This is a genomic window from Methylobacterium sp. CM6247 (assembly GCF_054817925.1).
Genome location: NZ_JBTXKX010000003.1, coordinates 1,683,130 through 1,702,938 on the forward strand (window position 1 = coordinate 1,683,130; position 19,809 = coordinate 1,702,938).

The window sequence follows — 19,809 nt, forward strand, 5'->3', positions numbered from 1 at the left end:
CCAAGTCTCGATCAGCGCGACGCATGGATCGGGCTCACCGAGACCTGGTTTAGAGGCTGCTCGATCGAATTTCTCGGCGGACGCTCATGCCCGAGTCGATCATCCAATCAGCCCCCTCATCCTGAGGCGCCCGCGTCAGCGGGCCTCGAAGGAGCCCTGCAGTCATCGTGCGATCCCTGGAGCCCTTCCTTCGAGGCCGCTACGCGGCACCTCAGGATGAGGTAAGATCTTGGACAACCACCGCAAACAGGCTTTTCGCAAAATCCTACTTTGCGGCGTTGGGGATGCCTTCGATCGGGCATTCCGGCGTGCCGAGATCGGGGCGGGTGATGGCGCGGACCGCCTCGCGGGTGCCGGCCGGGTCCTCGATCCAGCGACGATAGAAGTCGTAGGGACAATCGGCCTTGCCGGGCTCGTTTTCTTTCGAGTTGATCATGCCCGTATAGCCACGGTGCAGCAGTTTGAAGAGATGGTTCTCCGACTGCATGTTGGCGCGGGCATCGCGGATGAGGAACTTCGACAGGGCGGCATATTGAACGCCCATTTCCTCGGTGCCGCATTCGCCGAGCGTCCGGCCGTCGAAGCCGATGATCGCCGAATGGCCGAAATAGCTATAGACGCCGTCGAAGCCGGCCGCATTGGCCACGGCCACGTAAGTGTTGTTCGCGAAAGCCATCGCCTTCGACATCAGGATCTGCTGCTCTTTGGCCGGATACATGTAGCCCTGGCATCGGATGATGAGCTCGGCGCCCCGCATGGCGCAGTCGCGCCAGATCTCGGGGTAATTGCCGTCGTCACAGATGATGAGGCTGATCTTGAGGCCCTTCGGCCCGTCCGAGACATAGGTGCAATCGCCCGGATACCAGCCCTCGATCGGGGTCCAGGGCATGATCTTGCGGTATTTCTGCACGATCTCACCCTGGTCGTTCATCAGGATGAGGGTGTTGTAGGGCGCCTTGTTCGGATGCTCTTCGTGGCGCTCGCCGGTGAGCGAGAACACGCCCCAGACACCCGCCTTCCGGCAGGCCTCGGCGAAGATCGCGGTCTCCTCCCCGGGCACGGCGGAGGCGGTCTCGTACATCTCCTTGCCGTCGTACATGATCCCGTGAGTCGAGTATTCGGGGAAGATCACGAGATCCATGCCGGGCAGGCCGGACTTCATGCCCACCACCATGTCGGCGATCTTTCGCGCGTTCTCCAGCACTTCTGCCTTCGTGTGCAGACGCGGCATCTTATAGTTGACGACCGCGACGCCGACGCTGTCGTTGCTCGAGGAAATGTCGCCGTGCATCATGGGTGGGGTTCTCCTGGTGTGTGCATCGCCTCTCCCCGCCAGGCGGGGAGAGGAGTAGGCGCCCAGCTTTCAGTGGCTGATCATCCACGGCCGCGCGTTGGGGAAGCTTTTCGCGGCCGCCGGTTGCTTGGTTTTCGAGGCCCCCGAGCAACAGCCGCAGCCGGCCCCGTGCCCCGATGATTTGCGGGGCGCGTGGGCGCTCCGCTCGTTGACCGCATGCGCCTTGCGCCGTCCCGCATCCATGGAGGCGAGGTTGGGTGCGGTGAGGAAGGCGCGGCCGCAGGACGAGCCGCAATCGGGGCAGTCATGCGGGTCCTTGAACTGCGCCATCGGGCGCAGCACCGTGAAGGGCCCGCAGGCGTCGCAGGCGTAATCGTAGACGGGCATGGGGGCCTCTCGAGGGATCGACAATGGGCGACGCGACGGGGGAAACGTACTTCCCCCTAAAGGGCTGTCGGTCTCATGCATCGCATGCGTCGCGCGCCTTCCCTCCCCCTTGTGAGGAGGGATCGAGGGTGGGGGTGGTTGGGTGACCCTCGACCTCTGGAGGCTGGCGGAGCCACCCCCACCCCTTACCCCTCCCCACAAGGGGGAGGGGGACGCGCTCGACTGAAGGGCAGGACCGCCTCTCAAAGATCCGGCGAGAGCGGCATCTGGATCGAGCCGTCGATATGCTTGATCGGCCCGTCGGCGCCGGGATTGATGTCGAAGTCGAAGATCTTCGTCGGAATCCAGAGCGTGGCGCAGGCGTTGGGGATGTCGACGACGCCGGAGATGTGGCCCTGGACCGGGGCGGTGCCGAGGATCGAATAGGCCTGGGCGCCCGAATAGCCGAACTTCTTCAGGTATTCGATGGCGTTGAGGCAGGCCTGCCGGTAGGCCACCGTCACGTCGAGGTAATGCTGCTTGCCGTACTCGTCGACGGAGATGCCCTCGAAGATCAGGTGATCGTCGAATTTGGGCGTCATCGGCGACGGCTTGAAGATCGGGTTCTTGATCCCGTATTTCGACATACCGTCCTTGATCAGGCTGACCTTGAGATGGACCCAGCCCGCCATTTCGATGGCGCCGCAGAAGGTGATCTCGCCATCGCCCTGGCTGAAATGCAGGTCGCCCATGGAGAGGCCGGCACCCGGAACGTAGACGGGGAAGTAGATCTTCGAGCCGCGCGACAGATCCTTGATGTCGCAATTGCCGCCATGCTCGCGGCCCGGCACCGTGCGGGCGCCTTCCGCCGCGGCCTTGTCCTTCGCCTCGCCCTTGAGCCGGCCCATATGGGCGGTGGGGCCGAAGGGCAGCGTGGCGAGCGCCGGCACCCGGCCGGGATTGGTGTCGTAGAGCGCCTTCTCGCGGGTGTTCCAGGTGTCCAGCATCTTCGGATCGGGCAGGCAGCCGATCAGGCCGGGATGGATCAGGCCGGGGAAGCGCACGCCGGGGATGTGGCGCGACTTGGTGAACATGCCCTCGAAATCCCAGATCGACTTCTGCGCCTGAGGGAAGTGTTCGTCGAGGAAGCCGCCGCCGTTCTTCTTGGAGAAGAAGCCGTTGAAGCCCCACTGGCTCTCGGGCTTGGCGCCGATATCGAGGAGATCGACCACCAGGAGATCGCCGGGCTCCGCGCCCTCGACGCCGATGGGGCCGGAGAGGAAGTGGACGATCGACAGGTCGATGTCGCGCACGTCGTCGGCGGAATCGTTGTTCTTGATGAAGCCGCCGGTCCAGTCATAGGTCTCGACGATGAAGTCGTCGCCGGGCTTGACCATGGCCACCATCGGAATGTCCGGGTGCCAGCGATTGTGGACCATGTCGTTGTCGTAGGCCGACTGCGTCAGGTCGACCTTGATCAGGGTCTCAGCCATCGTTGTTCGACTCCCTCTGGCGTGACCGGGGCGTGCGCCCCGTTTGGGCCGGCCGGCTCATCCGGCGGGCCGTGGACGATGGCCGGCGGCGCCCTTGGCGGCGCTGCCCGGCGTTCAGCTCGCGAGCAGCTCTTTGAGCGCGGCGTCGAGCGTGGCGATGTCGTCGGGGCTGGTGCCGGGGCCGCCGGCGAAATGGCCCCACCAGGTCTCGATCACCCGCAACTCGGCGTTCGGCATCGATTCCGCCTCGATCCGGTTGTCCTCCGGCGGGAAGTACAGATCCGTGGAGGCCGGCATCAGGATCGCCTTGGCGCGGATGGCGGCAAGCGCAGCCTTGGTATCGCCCTTGAAGACCGGATTGGCGCCGATATCGCCGTTCTGCCAGGTCCAGAGCATGGCCAGCAGATCGTTGGCGTCACGCGAGTAGAACAGGCCTTCCCAGAACCCGACGAGGAAATCCTCCAGGGACGCGTAGCCCATATGGGTCAGGTCGGCTTCGATCCGGTAGAAGGTCTGCGACAGGCCCCAGCCGGCATAGACCCGGCCGAAGGCCCGCAGTCCCTTGTTCGGCGGCGACGTGTACCAACCCTCCGCGAAGGCGGCGTCCGCCTGCAGGGCGGCTTTCGCCCCTTCGAGGAAGACGAAGTTGTGCCGCGAACACTTGGCCGAACCCTGGAACGGCAGGATGCGCGGAACCATGTCGGGATAGAGCGCGCCCCAATGGTAGGTCTGGAGCGCACCCATCGACCAGCCCGTCACCAGCACCAGCGTCTCGATGCCGAAATGCTCGGTGACGAGGCGGTGCTGGGCCACGACGTTGTCGTAGGCCGTCACATTGGGAAAGCGCGGCCCGTCCCAGGGGGCGGGCGTGTTGCTCGGCGAGGACGAGAGCCCGTTGCCGAACATGTTCGGGATGATGATAAAGTATTTGTCCGGGTCGAGGGCCTTGCCCGGCCCGATCAACCATTCGTTCTCCGTGTGCTGGCCCGAATACCAGGTCGGATAGACGATGGCGTTGTCCTTGGCCGCGTTGAGCGTTCCGAATGTCTTGAAGGCGAGCTTGGCCTTGCGCAGCGTCTTACCGCATTGGAGCACATAGTCGCCGAGTTCGAAGATCTCGTAATCCGCCATGGGGGCTCCCTGGAGCTGTGTTGCGGAACGGCGGGCGGATGCTGCCCCGGCGATCAGACCGAGAGGAAGCGGGCGACCTGTGCCTCGTCGATATCGGCCCGCATCGCCTCGTGGACGATGTGGCCGTTCTCGATGACCAGCACCCGGTCGGCGACGTCGAGGGCGAAGCTCAGCACCTGCTCCGAGACCACGATGGAGAGGCCGCGCTCGTCGCGGATCTTCTTCAGGGTCCGTCCCATCTCCCGGATGATCGAGGGCTGGATGCCCTCGGTCGGCTCGTCGAGGAGGAGCACCTTCGGCCGGCTGGCCAGCGCCCGCGCGATGGCGAGCTGCTGCTGCTGGCCGCCGGAGAGGTTGCCGCCGCGCCGCGCCTTCATTTCCAGCAGGACCGGGAACATCGTGTAGAGGTCCTGCGGAACCTTGCGCTCCTTGGTGACGGTCAGGCCCGTCTCGATATTCTCCTGCACCGTCATGGCCGAGAAGATCATCCGGCCCTGCGGCACGTAGGCGAGGCCGCCCGCCACGCGCTGGTGGCTCTTGAGGGCGGTGATGTCCCGGCCGTCGACCGTGATGGTGCCGGACTTCACCGGGACGATCCCCATCAGGGTCTTCATCAGCGTGGTCTTGCCCATGCCGTTGCGGCCCATCACGGCGACGATCTCTCCGGGGGCGATGCTGATGTCGAGGCCGTGCAGCACCTCGCTCTGGCCATAGGCCGAGTGGAGGTCGCGGATCGCCAGCATCGGCTGAGCCCCGAGGGCGGGCGCCGGCGGGAGGGTGGCCGAGGCGGAACTGGTCTGAAGCATGGCGCCGGTCCTGTTCAGTGGCCGAGATAGACTTCGATGACCTTCGGGTCGTTCTTCACCCGCTCCATCGAGCCTTCGGAGAGCACCTTGCCCTGGTGCAGCACGGTGACCCGGTGGGCGATGTCCTCGACGAACTTCATGTCGTGCTCGATCACCAGCACCGAGCGGCCGACGATGATCTGGTTGAGGAGTTCGGCGGTCTTGATGCGCTCGCCGACGCTCATTCCGGCCACCGGCTCGTCGAGCATCAGGAGTTCGGGGTCCTGGATCAGCAGCATGCCGATCTCGAGCCATTGCTTCTGGCCGTGGCTGAGGAACTCGGCCCGCTCCTTGAGCTGATCTTTCAGGAAGATCATGGTCGCGACTTCGTGGATGCGGTCGCGGACCTCGGCATCGCGTTTGAAGGTCAGCGCGCCCCACACCGTGCGGCCGCGGGGAAACGAGATCTCCAGATTCTCGAACACCGTGAGGTCGTCGTAGATCGACGGCGTCTGGAACTTGCGGCCGACGCCGGCCTGGACGATGGCGCTCTCGGAGATCTTGGTGAGTTCCTGGCCCTTGAACTTGATCGACCCGGCGCTGGCCTTGGTGCGCCCGCAGATCAGGTCGAGCACCGTGGTCTTGCCGGCGCCGTTGGGGCCGATGATGACGCGGATCTCGTTGGGATCGACGTAGAACGACACGTCGTTCACCGCCTTGAAGCCGTCGAAGGAGACGGTGAGGGCCTCCACCGAGAGGAGGAAGTCCTTCGCGTCGGGGGATTCGCCGATGATCGGCGAGCTCAGGATGGCGGCGTTCATCGTCAGTCTCGCTCCTATTCGGCGGGGGTGCCGTGGGGGACGGGCGCACCCACCGGCGCCAGGGCCTTGACCTTGCGGGTCAGGCGCGGCTCGACATAGCTGCGGTAGATGCCGGCCAAGCCGTTGGGGAAGGCGAGCACGACGGCGATGAACAGGGCGCCGAGGCCGAAGAGCCAGAGTTCGGGGAAGCTCTCCGAGAAGGTGGTCTTGGCCCAGTTGACCAGAAGCGTGCCCCAGACGGCGCCGAACAGGGACAGGCGCCCGCCGACGGCGGCGTAGATCACCATCTCGATGGAGGGCACGATGCCGACGAAGGACGGCGACATGAACCCGACCTGCAGGGTGAACATCGCCCCGCCGATGGCGGCGAAGCCGGCCGCGAGGCAGAAGGCGAAGACCTTGAACCCGGCCACGGAATAGCCCGAGAACCGGACCCGGTCCTCCTTGTCGCGCATGGCGAGGAGGATGCGCCCGAGCTTGGCCTTCTTCACGTATTGCGCCGCCAGGATGCAGCCGAGGAGCAGGCCGCCATTGACGAAGTAGAGGATGAACTTCGCGCTGTCGGTGCGGATGTCCCAACCGTGCAGGGTCCGCAGGTCGGTGATGCCGTTGATGCCGCCGGTATAACCCTGCTGGCCGACGATGAGGATCGTCAGGATGGCGGCGATGGCCTGGGTGATGATGGCGAAGTAGGTGCCGCCGACCCGGCGGGTGAACATCGCGAAGCCGATGATGAAGGCGAAGAACACCGGCACGGCCACGACGAGGATCAGCGTCAGCGGCAGACTCTGGAACGGCTTCCACATCAGGGGAAGTTCGGTGATCTGGTTCCAGTCCATGAAGTCCGGGATGCCCGGCGTCGACTGGATCTTGGTGTTCTCGACGCTGGAGGCTTCGAGCTTCAGGTACATGGCCATGCAATAGCCGCCGAGGCCGAAGAACACGCCCTGTCCGAGAGACAGGATGCCGGCATAACCCCAGCACATGACGAGGCCCAGCGCCACGAAGGCGTATGTGAGGTACTTGCCGACGAGGTTGAGGCGGAACGCGTCGAGGGTCGCCGGCAGGACGAAGAGGATGAGACCGGCGAGGAGCGCGAGGCTCACCCACTCCATCGGCTTCATGAAGGGATTGTCGTTCACGGTGAGCGACTTCGACAGGGTCTGGACGGGGCTTGTCATCGGGATGGCCTCCTCAGCGCCGGACCTTGAGGGTGAACAGACCCTGCGGGCGAACCATCAGGATCCCGACGACGGCGAGCAGCGTCAGAACCTTGGCGGTGGAGCCGGACAGGAAGAATTCGAGGGTCGACTGGGTCTGCGAGATCGAGAAGGCCGAGGCGATGGTGCCGAGGAGGCTCGCCGCGCCGCCGAAGACGACGATCAGGAAGGCGTCGACGATGTAGAGCTGGCCCGAGGTCGGACCGGTGGATCCGATCATGGTGAAGGCCGAGCCCGCCACGCCGGCGATGCCGCAGCCGAGGCCGAACGTGTAGCGATCCACCTTCTCGGTATCGATGCCGACCGCGCCGGCCATGGGGCGGTTCTGCATCACCGCGCGGACCTGCTGGCCGAAGCGCGAGCGGTACATCAGCAGGCCGACGCCGACGGTGATGAGGGTCGTGATCGCCATGACGAACAGGCCGTTGATCGGCACCTCGATCGTGTCGGTGACCTGGACCGAGCCGATGAGCCAGGAGGGCAGCTCGACGCCGACTTCGCGGGCCCCGAAGATGGTGCGGTAGGCCTGCTGCAGGATCAGCGACAGGCCCCAGGTGGCGAGCAGCGTATCGAGGGGGCGCTTGTAGAGATGCCGGATGAGCGTCCATTCGACGATCATCCCGAGGGCTCCCGAGGCCAGGAAGGCCAGGATCATCGCCACGAAGAAGTAGATACCGAACAGGCCGGGCAGGTGGGTCTGGAAGAAGGTTGAGCACAGATAGGTGACGTAGGCGCCGAGGATCATGAACTCCCCATGCGCCATGTTGATCACGCCCATCTGGCCAAAGATGACCGCGAGGCCGAGCGCCATCAGCACGTAGACCGAGAACAGGATCAGGCCGGCGAAACCCTGCATCGCGAAGATCGCGCCGAGATCTCCGAGGGAATAGTCACCGAGCATGTTTTCGACCTTCCGAAGAATCCGACGTCTGCTTTGCAAGCATTGGGCCGATCAGCCGTGGCGCGGCGCGACCCGAAAGGGCGCGCTCCCTCCCCCTTGTGGGGAGGGCCGGGGTGGGGGTGGCTCCGCTGGTCTCCGTACCGGGAGGGTCACCCAACCACCCCCACCCCTAACCCCTCCGCACAAGGGGGAGGGGGGCGCAGTCCTACTGGTAGCCCTTCGGGAAGGGGTTCGGCTCGATGAGCGCGGGGCTCTCGTAGACGATCTCGAACTGGCCGCTCGGCAGAGCCTTTGCGACGCGGGTCTTCGACCAGAGATGGTGGTTCGGGTGGATCTTGACGTAGCCCTCGGGGGCTTCCTTGAACTCGATGTCGGCGGAGGCCGCGACCACCTTGTCGACGTCGAAGGAGCCGGCCTTCTCACAGGCCATCTTCCACAGGAACGGGCCGAGATAGGCGGCCTGGGTCACGTCGCCGATCACGGTCTTCTCGCCCCACATCTTGTGGAAGGCGGCGACGAACTTCTCGTTGTTGGCGTTCTTGAGCGACTGGAAGTACTTCATGCAGGAATAGGCGCCCGCGATGTTGTCGCCGCCGATGCCGTCGATCTCGTCTTCCGTCACGGAGATGGTCAGCAGGGTCTGCTTGTTGAGGTCGATACCGGCCGCCTTGAGCTGCTTGTAGAACGCCACGTTCGAGCCGCCGACGACGTCGGTGAAGATCACGTCGGGCTTGGTCAGCTTGATCTTGTTGATGACCGAGTTGAACTGGGTGTGGCCCAGCGGGAAATATTCCTCGCCGACGACCTTGGTCTTCAGCACGTTCTCGATGTGCTTGCGGGCGATCTTGTTCGAGGTGCGCGGCCAGATGTAGTCCGAGCCGATGAAGAAGAACGTCTTGGCGCCCTTCTCCTTGGTCACCCAGTTGAGCGATTCGAGGATCTGCTGCGTGGCTTCCTGGCCGGTATAGATGACGTTCTTGGACTGCTCCAGGCCCTCGTAGAAGGTCGGGTAATAGAGCAGGCCGTTATACTGTTCGAACACCGGCAGCGCGGCCTTGCGCGAGGCGGAGGTCCAGCAGCCCATCACGGCGGCGCAATGGTCGTTGACGAGGAGCTTCTTGGCCTTCTCGGCGAAGGTCGGCCAGTCGGAGGCGCCGTCCTCTTGGATCACCTTGATCTTGCGGCCCAGCACGCCGCCGGCCTCGTTGATCTGCGCGATGGCGAGCTTCTCCGCCTGGATCGATCCGGTCTCGGAGATCGCCATCGTGCCGGTGGCGGAATGGAGGATGCCGACGGTGACTTCGGTGTCGGTCACCGCGAGGCCGGTGGTGTTCACCGCCGAGGTCGGAGGAGCCGCAGCGAAGGCGCTGCGCGGCATCATGGCCATGGCCGGAATGCTCGCCAGACCCATGAGAAGTTTGCGACGGAGGGCCGAGTGCGGTCCGTGCTCGTTGTCGGCTGCCATCCTGCGTGAACCCCTTCCAGGAAATGTCCCGCCGGCTCCTGCATAAGGCGGGCCGTTGCGGATGGCGGAAGCTAGGCGTGATGGCGCGGCGCAGCATATACGCTGTTTTGCGTAGGGAGGGAGGTTGTGCGCCTCGCCTCTCGCCCCCTTCGGAGAATCGTCTTCCCTGTGCGGGGCATGCCTTCCCTGTGGAGCGGGGCCTCGACGCGGCTCTCCTGGTGTACCAATGTCTCCCAGCCCCGCGGCACGGGGATTGCTGATCGACCGCCGTTTACCCGTGACCGCATGCGGGCCGGCTCCTCCCACACGTGACGCTGACCGGGCAGACTGAACGACCCCATGAGCGGCCGCCAGCAGATTCCCCCGATCCGGCGAGCCTATAACCGCTTCGTCGCGGACGAGACCCTCGAAGATTACGCCCTTCGCTTCACCGCCAAGAAGGCGCGGCGCTGGTCGAGCCTGCGGGTGGCGCAGACGGCGCTGGGGTCGCTCTCGTTCCTGGCGCTGGAGGCGATCGGCGGCACTCTCGTCCTGGCCACGGGCTTCACCAATACGGCGGCGGCGGTGCTGTTCGTGGGCGTGCTGATTTTCGCCACCGCCGTGCCGATCAGCCTCTATGCCGCCCGCTACGGCGTCGACATCGATCTCCTCACACGCGGGGCCGGCTTCGGCTATCTCGGCTCCACCATCACCTCGCTGATCTATGCGAGCTTCACCTTCCTGTTCTTCGCCATCGAGGCGTCGATCATGGCGCTGGCGCTGCAACTCTGCCTCGGCCTGCCGCTCTGGATCGGCTATATCGTCAGCGCGGTCGTGGTGATTCCCCTCGTTATCTACGGGATCAGCCTGATCAGCCGGTTCCAGATCTGGACCCAGCCGCTCTGGATCGGGCTCAATCTCCTGCCCCTCGGCTTCATCGCGTGGAAGAGCGGCCCCGCCTTCGGTGATCTCCTGTCCTATCCGGGGGCGTCGGAAGCCGTCGGCTCGATCTCCACATTCATGGGCTACCCGATCTCGGGCTTCGACCTCGCCCAGTTCGGCCTCGCCTCCGGCATCCTCCTCGCGCTGTTGGCGCAGATCGGCGAGCAGGTGGATTTCCTCCGCTTCGTCCCGCCGGCCGAGACGTCCGAATCGGGGAGCAATCCGCGCTGGTGGCTCGCCGTGCTCGGGGCCGGCGCGGGCTGGATCCTGCCCGGCATGTTCAAGATCATGCTCGGCGCCTTCTTGGCGGTGCTGGCCCTGGGGCAGGGCGTGCCCTACGATCAGGCGGCCGAGCCGACGCAGATGTATGTGGTCGCCTTCGGCTACGTGATGCCGTCGCGGGAGGGGGCGATCCTCCTCACCGGCCTGTTCGTGGTGATCTCGCAGCTCAAGATCAACGTCACCAACGCCTATGCCGGCTCCATCGCCTGGTCGAACTTTTTCTCGCGCCTGACCCACAGCCATCCCGGCCGCGTGGTCTGGCTCGTCTTCAACGTCGCCATCGCGCTGCTGCTGATGGAACTCGGCATCGACAAGACCCTCGCCAGCACGCTCTCGCTCTATGCGGTGGTGGTCTCGGCCTGGGTCGGCGCGCTCTCGGCGGATCTGGCCATCAACAAGCCCCTCGGCCTGTCGCCGCCGGGGATCGAGTTCAAGCGCGCGCATCTCTACGCCGTGAACCCGGTCGGCACCGGAGCGTCCGCGCTGGCGCTGGTGGTGGGCTCCCTCGCTTATGTGGGTCTGCTGGGGGGCGGGCTCCAGAACTTCGCGCCGCTGCTCGCCCTCGTCACCGCCTTCGCCGCCGCACCCGCCATCGCCTACGCCACCGGCGGCCGGTACTACCTCGCCAGGCCCGCCACCGCCGAATGGGGTGGACGGCCCGAGATCCAGTGCACCGTCTGCGAGCATCCGTTCGAGGGCGAGGACATGGCCCATTGCCCGGCCTATGCCGGGCCGATCTGCTCGCTCTGCTGCTCCCTCGACGCCCGCTGCGGCGACCTGTGCAAGCCGCATGGCCGCCTGGAGGCGCAGGCCCAGGGCGTGCTCTCGCGGATCATGCCGGAGAAGACCGCCGCCTGGATCGGCGCGCCCCTCGGGCGCTACCTCGCCCTCATGCTCACCCTCGTCTCGGTAATCGGGCTCATTCTCGGCATCGTCCATGGTGGGATCTCGACGACGCAGCCGGAGCATCGCGAGACCTTGCGCGCCGCGCTGACCAGCGTGTTCTTCATCCTCGTGGTCATCCTCGGCATCGTCGCCTGGCTGTTCGTGCTCGCCCAGGAGAGCCGCCGCGTGGCGCAGGAGGAGACCACCCGCCAGACCGCCCTCTACGAGGCCGAGATCGAGGCCCACAAGATCACCGACGCCAAGCTGCAGCAGGCCAAGGAGACGGCCGAGGCCGCCAACCTCGCCAAGAGCCGCTACGTGGTGGGCATGAGCCACGAGCTCCGCACGCCGCTCAACGCCGTCCTCGGTTACGCGCAATTGCTGGAGGGGGACGACGACATCCCGGCCCCGCGCCGCAACGGCATCCGCGTCATCCGGCGCAGCGCCCAGCACCTGTCGGGCCTGATCGACGGCCTCCTCGACATTTCGCGCATGGAGGCGGGGCGCCTCCAGATCCACCGCAACGAATTCCGCCTCGCCGAATTCCTGGACCAGATCGTCGACATGGTCCGGCTCCAGGCCAACGCCGCCGGCCTCGAATTCCGGTTCTCGCGCCCGCCCGTGCTGCCCGCCGTGGTGGCGGCGGACGAGAAGCGCCTGCGCCAGATCCTGCTCAACCTCCTCTCCAACGCGATCAAGTTCACGGAAACCGGTTGGGTCTCCCTGGAGATGACGTATCGCAGCCAGGTCGCGGTGTTCTCGATCCGCGACAGCGGCCTCGGCATTCCCGAGGGCGACCTGCAGCGGATCTTCGGACCCTTCGAGCGCGGCTCGCTGCCCGCCGCCCGCAACACACCAGGAACCGGGCTCGGGCTCACCATCGCGCATCTCCTCGCCCAGGTGATGGGCGGCGAGGTCAGCGTGGAGAGCGAAGTCGGCCGTGGCACCTGCTTCAGCCTCCGGCTCATGCTGGCCTCGGTGCACCGCCCGGCCGGTCCCAAGCCCGCCGAACCGTCCGAGCGCGCCGCCGGCAGCCGGCGGGAGAGGCCGGTCCATGTCGGACCGCCGCGCGTGGTGCTGGTGGCGGACGACGATGCCGCGCATCGCGCCCTCATGCGCGAGGTGCTCGAACCGCTCGGCCTCGTCGTGCTGGAATCCCCCGACGGGCCGCATTGCCTGAACCTGGCGATGGAGCGGCGGCCCGACATCATCCTTCTCGACATCGCCATGCCGGGGATGAGCGGCTGGGCCGTGGCCAAGGCCCTGCGCGATGCCGGGCTCTCCCCCCGCATCGCCATCATGTCCGCCAACGTCCACGAGATCAGCCCGATCCGGGGCGACGACGCCCCGCATGACGAGATCATCCCGAAGCCCTTCGACCTGCGCGACTTCCTGGAGCGAATCGACCGGCTGCTGGCGCTGGGCCAGCCAGCCCCGCCCGCGCCCGCCTTGGCCGAGGCTCCGCCCCGGAGCGGACAAGGCGGCGAATCCCTGCGCCAGGACCATATCGCCGAGCTGATCCGCCTCGGCCGGATCGGCCATGTCCGCGGTATCGAGGCCAAGCTGACGGAGCTCGAAGGCCAGTCGGCCATGCCCGCCGAGATCGCCGCGCAGATGCGCGGGCTCGTGGCCTGCTACGACCTCCGGCGCTACGTGCGCATCCTCGAAGGGATGCGCGATGGCTGAGACGCAGCGCGACATCGTCCTCGTCGTCGACGATTCCCCCGAGACCCTGAGCTTCCTCACCGAGGCGATCGAGCGCTCCGGCGCTACCGTGCTGGTGGCGGTGGCGGGCGACCTCGCCTTGGCGCTGGTGGAGGAGATCACCCCCGACATCATCCTGCTCGATGCGATGATGCCCGGCATGGACGGGTTCGAGACCTGCCGCCGCCTGAAGGCGCGCAGCGACCTCGCCCTCGTGCCGGTGATCTTCATGACCGGTCTGTCCGAGACCGAGCATATCGTGAAGGGCCTGGAGGCGGGCGGCAGCGACTACGTCACCAAGCCGATCGCCCCCGACGAGATTCTGGCCCGCATCCGCGTGCATCTGGCGAGCGCGCGGGCCGCGCAGAGCGCGCGTGCCGCCCTCGACACGACCGGCCGCACGCTCTTCGCCGTGGATCGCCAGGGCACCGTCCTGTGGAGCACGCCGCAGGCCGCCCGCGTGCTGGCCAAGCTCGGCGACGGGGGCTCGCGCCTGCCCGAGGCCGGCCGTGCCTGGCTCGCCGAACAGCTGAAGGGCGGCAACGCGGCCTCCGTCACGCTGCCGGATACGGAGGGCGCCGCCCATAGCCTCAGCCTCATCGGCACCACCGGCGACGAGGTGCTGCTGCGCCTCTCCCGCGATGCTTCCGCCAGCGGCATCGAGCGCCTGCGCGCCAACCTGCCGATCACCGCCCGCGAGGCCGACGTGCTGTTCTGGCTGTCGCGGGGCAAGGCGAGCCGCGATATCGGCGACATCCTCGGCCTGTCACCGCGCACGGTGACGAAGCATCTGGAAAGCATCTACGCCAAGCTCGGCGTCGAGAACCGCACCGCCGCCTCGATGATCGCCTCCCGCTACATCGACGATCAGGCCTGATTTCAGCCTGTTGCCGCCGTCCTCGCGGATCGCGGCGGCGTCTCGGCGACGATGTGGAGCGCTGCCGGGCGGCGGAACAGGAAGACGAAGGGCGTGTGGCGCACCACCCGTTCGATGGCGAGGGGGACGAGCACGGCGACGAGGGTCACGACGAGGCTGGCCAGCCCGATATCGGCGATGGCGCCGGTCTTCACGATGAGCGTCCGGGTCGCCGCCATGGGTAGGAAGAACGCGAGGTAGATGACGATCGAGCGCTCGCCGCAGGCTCTGAGCGCCGCCGTCACCGGCCCCCCGGCGAGGGTGAGCAATGCGCCGACGGCCACGATGGCGAGCGCCCCGGCCCCGCCGAGGGCGAGGCTGACGAGGGGCAGGCTGGCCAGGGTCGGAAAGGTCTCGTGGCCTGTAGCGGTGAAGGCGAAGAGGCCGTTCACCAATGCCCAGGCCGCGAGGCCGCCGAGCGCGGCGCGGGGGTGGCGGCGGACGAGGTCGGCGAACCGGAAGATCCGGGCCGCGAACAAGTAGCCGGCGACAAACCAGACGTAGCGGCCGCAGAATTCGGTGACGAGATCCGAATGACCTTCGAGGGGGAGGCTCTGCAGCAGGGCGGCCCCGCCGAGGAGGAGCGCCGGATGCAGGCGGCGCAGGAGCTTCGTCAGCACCGAGAAGACGGCGAGCAGATAGATGAACCAGAGGGTCGAATAGGGCTCCACCAGAGCGTGCGCGAGATGGGCGAGGAAGGCCCCCGGCCCGCCGCCGTCGACGATCTGGCCGTATTTCACCGTCGACTGGATCAGCACCCAGAGCAGGTAGAAATAGGCGAAGTGGACGACCCGCCGGTCGGCGAAGAGACGCCAGTCCCGGTCGATCACGCGGCCGACGAACAGGCCCGACAGCAGGAAGAAATCGGGAATCCGGAACGGCTTGGCGAAGGCGACGACGGTATGGAGGAAGCCCTCGCCACCCATGTCCATGCCGGTGCCGAGGGTCGAGTGCATCATCACCACGAGCACAATGCACAGGCCCTTGGCGACGTCGACCCAGGCGAGTCTCAGCCCCTCCTCGGGGCCTGGGATTAGGGTCGCTGGGGCCAAAGCTGCACTCCGTCGCAATCCGGGGACGAGCATGGCCGATCCGGAATCAAGGCCGGCTGCCTGTGATGCAGCTTTCCTTGATCGATGCCGAAGGCCCGGTCAACGCGAAGGTTCGGATCGCAGAGCGGTCCATAATGGCCATTTCACATCGCGATGGCCTCGATGTCATGGCGGAATGTCAAGTATTCGCATAATCTATTGCGCTTCGCCGGTGGCGAATCGAAAGACATGGGAGGGATTCGTGAAACTATGCGTTCCCGCCGCAGCGTGGTGCTTCGTCGCCTCGTCTGCCGTCGCGCTCGAAGCGCACGACATTCATGGAACGTGGCGCCTCGCGAGCGCCACCCGCAAGATCGTCGACACCAACGAGACGCTCGATGCTTATGGCGGACCCCGCCCCAGCGGTTGGCTCACCTACGGCAAGGACGGGCGCATGATGGTCATCTGCGCCTTCGAGGGCCGCACGAAACCCATCGCCAACGACAAGATGACCGACGAAGATCGTATCCACCTGCACAAGACGTTCTTCGCTTATGCCGGCACGTACACGCTCGATGGACAAAGGATCACGCACGCGATCGACACGTCGTGGAACGAAGCGTGGAGCGGAACCTCGCAGGTCAGGGATGTGGAACTGAAGGATGGCAAGATCATCCTGACGACCCCTCCCTTCAAGTTCAACGTCGACGGCAAGACGAGCATTCTCACCCTCGTCTGGGAGCGGTACCCTCGATGATCGCCCCGGCCTGGGGAGGCTCGCGGGCAGGGCTCGCCGAGCCCCGCCCGGTTCTACGGCATCAGAAGTCGAGGGAGGCGGACAGGATGAAGGTCCGGGGCGATGCGACGGTCACGAAGGTGCCGGTCGTGAGCCAATAGCGGTTGTCGGCCACGTTCTCGACATTGAACCGGAAGGTGATGGGCCTGTCATAGACCAGCGTCGCGTAGCGAAAGCCGAGATCGACCCGCGTCCAGTCGGGGAAGCGCAAGGTGTTGGCGTCGGTGAGGTATGCGCCGGACGTGTAGATCACCCGGCCGTTGAGAGAGAGGCCCGGTACCCAGGGCGTATCCCATTCGAGGCCGGCAGAGACGGTGAGGTCGGACACGCCGGCGGCGTCGTTCCCCCGCCGCAGGGGATCGATCGGCTTGGTCAGTTCGGGGCGCAGGAAGGTCGCGCTCGCGAACCCGCGCAGGTTGGGCGCGATGGCGCCGTAGGCCGACAGTTCCAGGCCCTGGTTGCGCTGTTCGCCATTGTAGTCCTGGGCACCGGAGGCGGTCTGGACCAGATTGGGCCGGCTGATCTGGAAGAGCGCGGCCGTCGTCGTGATGGTCCCCCAATCGACCTTGATTCCGACTTCCTGCTGGTCAGACTTGTAGGGGCTGAGGATCGCGCCCGCATTGCTGAAGCCGGGACCGACGATGGTGCCCGTCGTCAATCCCTCGGCGTAGTTCGCGTAGAGGGAGACGTTCTGCCAGGGCTTGATGACGATGCCGGCGAGGGGCGATGTGGCATCGGAATCGTATTCGCTCGTCCGTGCCTGGGTGATGGTGTTGTAGCTTTTCTGGTTCACCATCTGGTAGCGGACGCCCGCGGTGAGCAGCAGAGAATCGTCGAAGGCCGACATCGTGTCGACGACGGCGACGCTCGTCAGTGACGTGTCGGACGACCGGCGCGGATCGAGGCGCGCGCCGGTGACCACGGGAAGCGCTGCCGGGCGGTAGATGTTCGACGGCACCGATTCACCGGGTGTGTTCGACACATAGGCGAAGCCGTCCTCCCGATTGAACCCGGTGAAGACGAGGTTCAGCGAGTGGTTGATGGGGCCCGTGTCGAACCGGGCCTTCACGCCGGCATTGCCGCTGATCGTGCTGCTCTCGGAATCGTAGAAGGCGTTGATGAGCCGGAAGTTGCCGAGAGCATCGACTCCGTTCGAGTACCCGAAGACGCGCGTATCCGGGAAGGTCTGCTGATTGGAGCCCGCGCGATAGCCGATTCCACCATAGGCGGTCAGCCAATCCGTCAGGTCGTATTCCACGAAGGAGGCGACGGTGTTGTCGCGTTGCTTGAGCTGCGTCCCCGGAAACCAGTTGCCTCTTGCATCGGGCGGCCGGGGAATGAAGGGGATATCCGATTGTAGACTCAGCTGGGGCCGGAAGTTCTTGGTGTCTTCGTTCTGCGAGATGACATCGAGGGCCCAGCGCAGGCGTTCGCCGCGATAGTCGAGCGAGAGGGCGCCGATGCCGCTCTGCAGGTTGCCGTTGTCGATCGAGGCCTCGCCGGTCCGGCCCAGGCCGTTGAAGCGGATGCCCCATTCCTTGTTCTCGCCGGCGCGGGTACCGGCATCGACATGGACGCCGAAATTGCCGTCGCTGATGAATTGCGGCGTGACGCGCACGAAAGGGATATCGAGCGCGCGCTTGGTCACGATGTTGATGCTGCCGCCGACGCTCCCGCCCGGCGGGATGCCGTACATGAAGGCACCGGGCCCTTTGAGCAGCTCGATGCGCTCGATGTATTGCGCCGCCACGCGGTTGGAGGGGACCAGTCCGTACAGGCCGTTCAGGCCCACATCCTGTGACTGAACGGGAAAGCCGCGGATCTGGAACGTATCGTCGAACCCGTTGCTGCCCGTCGTCAGGCGCACCGAGGAATCGTTGATGAGCGTATCGGCGACAGTGCGCGCCTGCTGATCCTGGATCACCTGGTGGGTGAAGTTGACGGTGCTGAAGGGCGTGTTCAGCACATCCCTGGTGCCGAGGATCCCGAGGGAACCGCCGCGCGCCACCTGACCGCCGGCATAGGGGGGCGGCAGGTCTCCCAGGCGCCCCGACCCCGAACTGCCCCGGCCCGCGGCGCCGGACGAGGCCTCCACCGACAGCTCGTCCAGCCGCACCGCGGTCTGCGCCCACGCGCTCGAGGATGATCCCATCCAAGCGAGACCGAGCGAGGCGGCGCCGATTGCGGAGTAACTCAGGGTTGTTGCCAGTGTCGAGACGCGCTTACGCACCGTTGCATTCCTGCTTTTGCGACGGGCACGCGAGCTTTCGGCTCGGGTCCGGCGCATTGAAGATTCAAAAATTTGGGGGAACGACTTTGTGTATACGCAAGCGGATAATTTATTACATGAAACCGAGCAAGGACTTGGGAATCGTTGCTAAGGCTGCGTGCTTCCGGAGCAACAAAAACGAATTGTTCTAAAGAAAAACAGCCGACTTTACGGAGCGGCGACCACCCGCCCGACGACCGTGCGGGGGCGACCATCGAGGCGGATGGCGGGGCGTCAGGAAACCTTGCGGCGCGAGAGTTTGCGCGCCCGCGTCATCCGCGTCGCGGCGTGGAAATCGTCCGGCTTGGTCCGCACCCAGGCGAGGAAGCCGCTGATCTCGGGATCGGCCCGCAGAACCTCGATATCGGCGAGGCGACGGGCGATCTCGGCTTCGCTGTAGCGGGCGTGGATCGCGGAATGGCAGATCTGGTGCAGGCGGACGGTGCCGGCCTTGGCGCCGCCCTTCAGCTTGGGCGTGAGGTGGTGCAGGCTCGATTTGGCGCGCGGCGGGATCGGCCGTTCGCAGAGCGGGCAGATCGTGGGGCCGGACGAGCGGTTCCCGGTCTCCTCGTCCTCCCGCCATTGCCGGGCGCGTCGTCCCAAATTCCCGTCTCCCATCCTGCCGCTATCAACGCGGCATGGCCGGAATGGGCTCGGCACTCCTGACGGGACGGAACGTCGCTTCCGCCTCCGCGTCGCGCTGGCCGAGGAGAGAGACGTGATCGCCCGGCACGGCGACGAACCGCGCCCTGGTCCCGGCGAGGGCCGCGAGGTCGCGCCCATGCGCCACGGGAATCACGGGGTCGCCGGTGCCGTGGACGATGAGGATGCGCCCCGTCGCCTCGCCGATGCGGCGATCCGAGCGCCAGGTATCGCGCAGGAGCAGCCGGGGCAGCAGCGGGAAGTGTTCGCCGACGAGGCGGGTGAGGGAGACGAACGGCGCTTCGAGATAGAGGCCGAGATGCGGCTCGCGCGCGGCCACGGCCACGGCCACTGCCGCCCCCATGGAATGGCCGTGAAGCAGGATCGGTGCGTCCGGGGCGCGGTCACGGACGAGGCGGTAGGCCGCCAGCCCGTCCTCGATGAGGCCCGCCTCGCTCGGTGAGCCGGTCGAGCCCGGATAGCCGCGATAGGCGATGGCGAGGGTGCCCCAGCCAGCGGCGCGCCAGACCCCGTTGGAGAACCGCGCGGCATGTGGCTCGGGCAGCGAGCCGTTGCCGTGGAAGGTCAGCACCACGCCGCGTCCGGGTTCCGGTGCCCGCCACAGGCCGTAGAGGCGGTGGCCGTCGGCCGTATTCAGCGTGATCGCCTCCGTCCCGGCCGGCACCCCGCGCTCGCCCTCGCCGAAACCGCTCCCGAAAGCGCCGGGATAGATGAGATGACGCTGGAACAGGAACAGGGCGCCGAGGACCGAGGCCGAGAGCCCGAGGGCGAGGAGCAGGATGACGCGGAGCAGGGTCATGCGTGACGGGCTTGGCTCATGGAAGAGTGGTCGAGAAGGGCGGTCGGTGACGGTGCGCTGTTGAGAC

16 protein-coding genes are annotated in these 19,809 nt (G+C 66.2%); 3 read left to right on the forward strand and 13 right to left on the reverse strand.

Features of this window, described 5'->3' with window-relative positions:
* Window positions 1-265 precede the first annotated feature (265 nt).
* From ACYQOP_RS08740 to urtA, 9 genes are all read right to left on the reverse strand, one after another.
* Window positions 266-1,294: an aliphatic amidase gene (locus ACYQOP_RS08740; protein ID WP_018041700.1), complete on the reverse strand. Its 1,029-nt coding sequence runs from the start codon at window positions 1,292-1,294 to the stop codon at window positions 266-268.
* 69 nt (window positions 1,295-1,363) lie between these two features.
* Window positions 1,364-1,681, reverse strand: a complete 318-nt coding sequence (locus ACYQOP_RS08745; RefSeq protein ID WP_018041701.1) for an FmdB family zinc ribbon protein — start codon at window positions 1,679-1,681, stop codon at window positions 1,364-1,366.
* Between the two features lie 242 nt (window positions 1,682-1,923).
* On the reverse strand, window positions 1,924-3,153 hold the full coding sequence (gene fmdA, locus ACYQOP_RS08750) for a formamidase (protein ID WP_056422266.1): 1,230 nt from the start codon (window positions 3,151-3,153) through the stop codon (window positions 1,924-1,926).
* Between the two features lie 114 nt (window positions 3,154-3,267).
* Window positions 3,268-4,284, reverse strand: a complete 1,017-nt coding sequence (locus ACYQOP_RS08755) for an alpha/beta fold hydrolase (RefSeq protein ID WP_056422260.1) — start codon at window positions 4,282-4,284, stop codon at window positions 3,268-3,270.
* Window positions 4,285-4,337: 53 nt separating this feature from the next.
* Window positions 4,338-5,090 carry an urea ABC transporter ATP-binding subunit UrtE gene (gene urtE, locus ACYQOP_RS08760; RefSeq protein WP_056422257.1) on the reverse strand — a complete coding sequence of 251 codons (753 nt, stop codon included), beginning with the start codon at window positions 5,088-5,090 and terminating at the stop codon, window positions 4,338-4,340.
* A 14-nt stretch (window positions 5,091-5,104) separates the two neighbouring features.
* On the reverse strand, window positions 5,105-5,890 hold the full coding sequence (urtD, locus tag ACYQOP_RS08765; protein ID WP_018041704.1) for an urea ABC transporter ATP-binding protein UrtD: 786 nt from the start codon (window positions 5,888-5,890) through the stop codon (window positions 5,105-5,107).
* 14 nt (window positions 5,891-5,904) lie between these two features.
* Window positions 5,905-7,071, reverse strand: a complete 1,167-nt coding sequence (gene urtC, locus ACYQOP_RS08770) for an urea ABC transporter permease subunit UrtC (RefSeq protein ID WP_207414355.1) — start codon at window positions 7,069-7,071, stop codon at window positions 5,905-5,907.
* A 13-nt stretch (window positions 7,072-7,084) separates the two neighbouring features.
* Window positions 7,085-8,011, reverse strand: a complete 927-nt coding sequence (urtB, locus tag ACYQOP_RS08775) for an urea ABC transporter permease subunit UrtB (RefSeq protein ID WP_461222109.1) — start codon at window positions 8,009-8,011, stop codon at window positions 7,085-7,087.
* Window positions 8,012-8,216: 205 nt separating this feature from the next.
* Entirely contained in the window at window positions 8,217-9,476 is a 1,260-nt protein-coding gene (urtA, locus tag ACYQOP_RS08780) for an urea ABC transporter substrate-binding protein (RefSeq protein ID WP_207414122.1), read from the reverse strand.
* 339 nt (window positions 9,477-9,815) lie between these two features.
* Here urtA and ACYQOP_RS08785 point away from each other — a divergent pair, with 339 nt between their 5' ends.
* Together ACYQOP_RS08785 and ACYQOP_RS08790 are read left to right on the forward strand one after the other, a co-directional pair.
* Window positions 9,816-13,250 carry a hybrid sensor histidine kinase/response regulator gene (locus tag ACYQOP_RS08785; protein WP_461222110.1) on the forward strand — a complete coding sequence of 1,145 codons (3,435 nt, stop codon included), beginning with the start codon at window positions 9,816-9,818 and terminating at the stop codon, window positions 13,248-13,250.
* Window positions 13,243-14,145, forward strand: coding sequence for a response regulator (locus ACYQOP_RS08790; RefSeq protein ID WP_461222111.1), 903 nt, complete (start codon window positions 13,243-13,245; stop codon window positions 14,143-14,145). The genes ACYQOP_RS08785 and ACYQOP_RS08790 overlap by 8 nt, the downstream gene beginning before the upstream one ends.
* A 2-nt stretch (window positions 14,146-14,147) precedes the next feature.
* Here the strand turns inward: ACYQOP_RS08790 and ACYQOP_RS08795 are convergent, their stop codons facing one another.
* Complete coding sequence (locus ACYQOP_RS08795) at window positions 14,148-15,269, reverse strand: acyltransferase family protein (protein ID WP_461222112.1); 1,122 nt, start codon at window positions 15,267-15,269, stop codon at window positions 14,148-14,150.
* Window positions 15,270-15,477: 208 nt separating this feature from the next.
* Between ACYQOP_RS08795 and ACYQOP_RS08800 the strand changes: the two genes are divergently transcribed.
* On the forward strand, window positions 15,478-15,972 hold the full coding sequence (locus tag ACYQOP_RS08800; RefSeq protein WP_056422238.1) for a lipocalin-like domain-containing protein: 495 nt from the start codon (window positions 15,478-15,480) through the stop codon (window positions 15,970-15,972).
* A 61-nt stretch (window positions 15,973-16,033) separates the two neighbouring features.
* Here ACYQOP_RS08800 and ACYQOP_RS08805 read toward each other — a convergent pair whose 3' ends face one another.
* From ACYQOP_RS08805 to ACYQOP_RS08815, 3 genes are all read right to left on the reverse strand, one after another.
* On the reverse strand, window positions 16,034-18,127 hold the full coding sequence (locus ACYQOP_RS08805) for a TonB-dependent receptor (protein WP_461222113.1): 2,094 nt from the start codon (window positions 18,125-18,127) through the stop codon (window positions 16,034-16,036).
* Window positions 18,128-18,514: 387 nt separating this feature from the next.
* The gene (locus ACYQOP_RS08810) at window positions 18,515-18,898 is read right to left on the reverse strand and encodes a restriction endonuclease (protein ID WP_200919007.1); all 384 of its coding nucleotides are present in this window, start codon (window positions 18,896-18,898) and stop codon (window positions 18,515-18,517) included.
* 10 nt (window positions 18,899-18,908) lie between these two features.
* A complete protein-coding gene (locus ACYQOP_RS08815) occupies window positions 18,909-19,742 on the reverse strand; it encodes an alpha/beta hydrolase (RefSeq protein ID WP_461222114.1) in 834 nt (277 codons plus the stop codon).
* Between the last annotated feature and the right edge of the window lie 67 nt (window positions 19,743-19,809).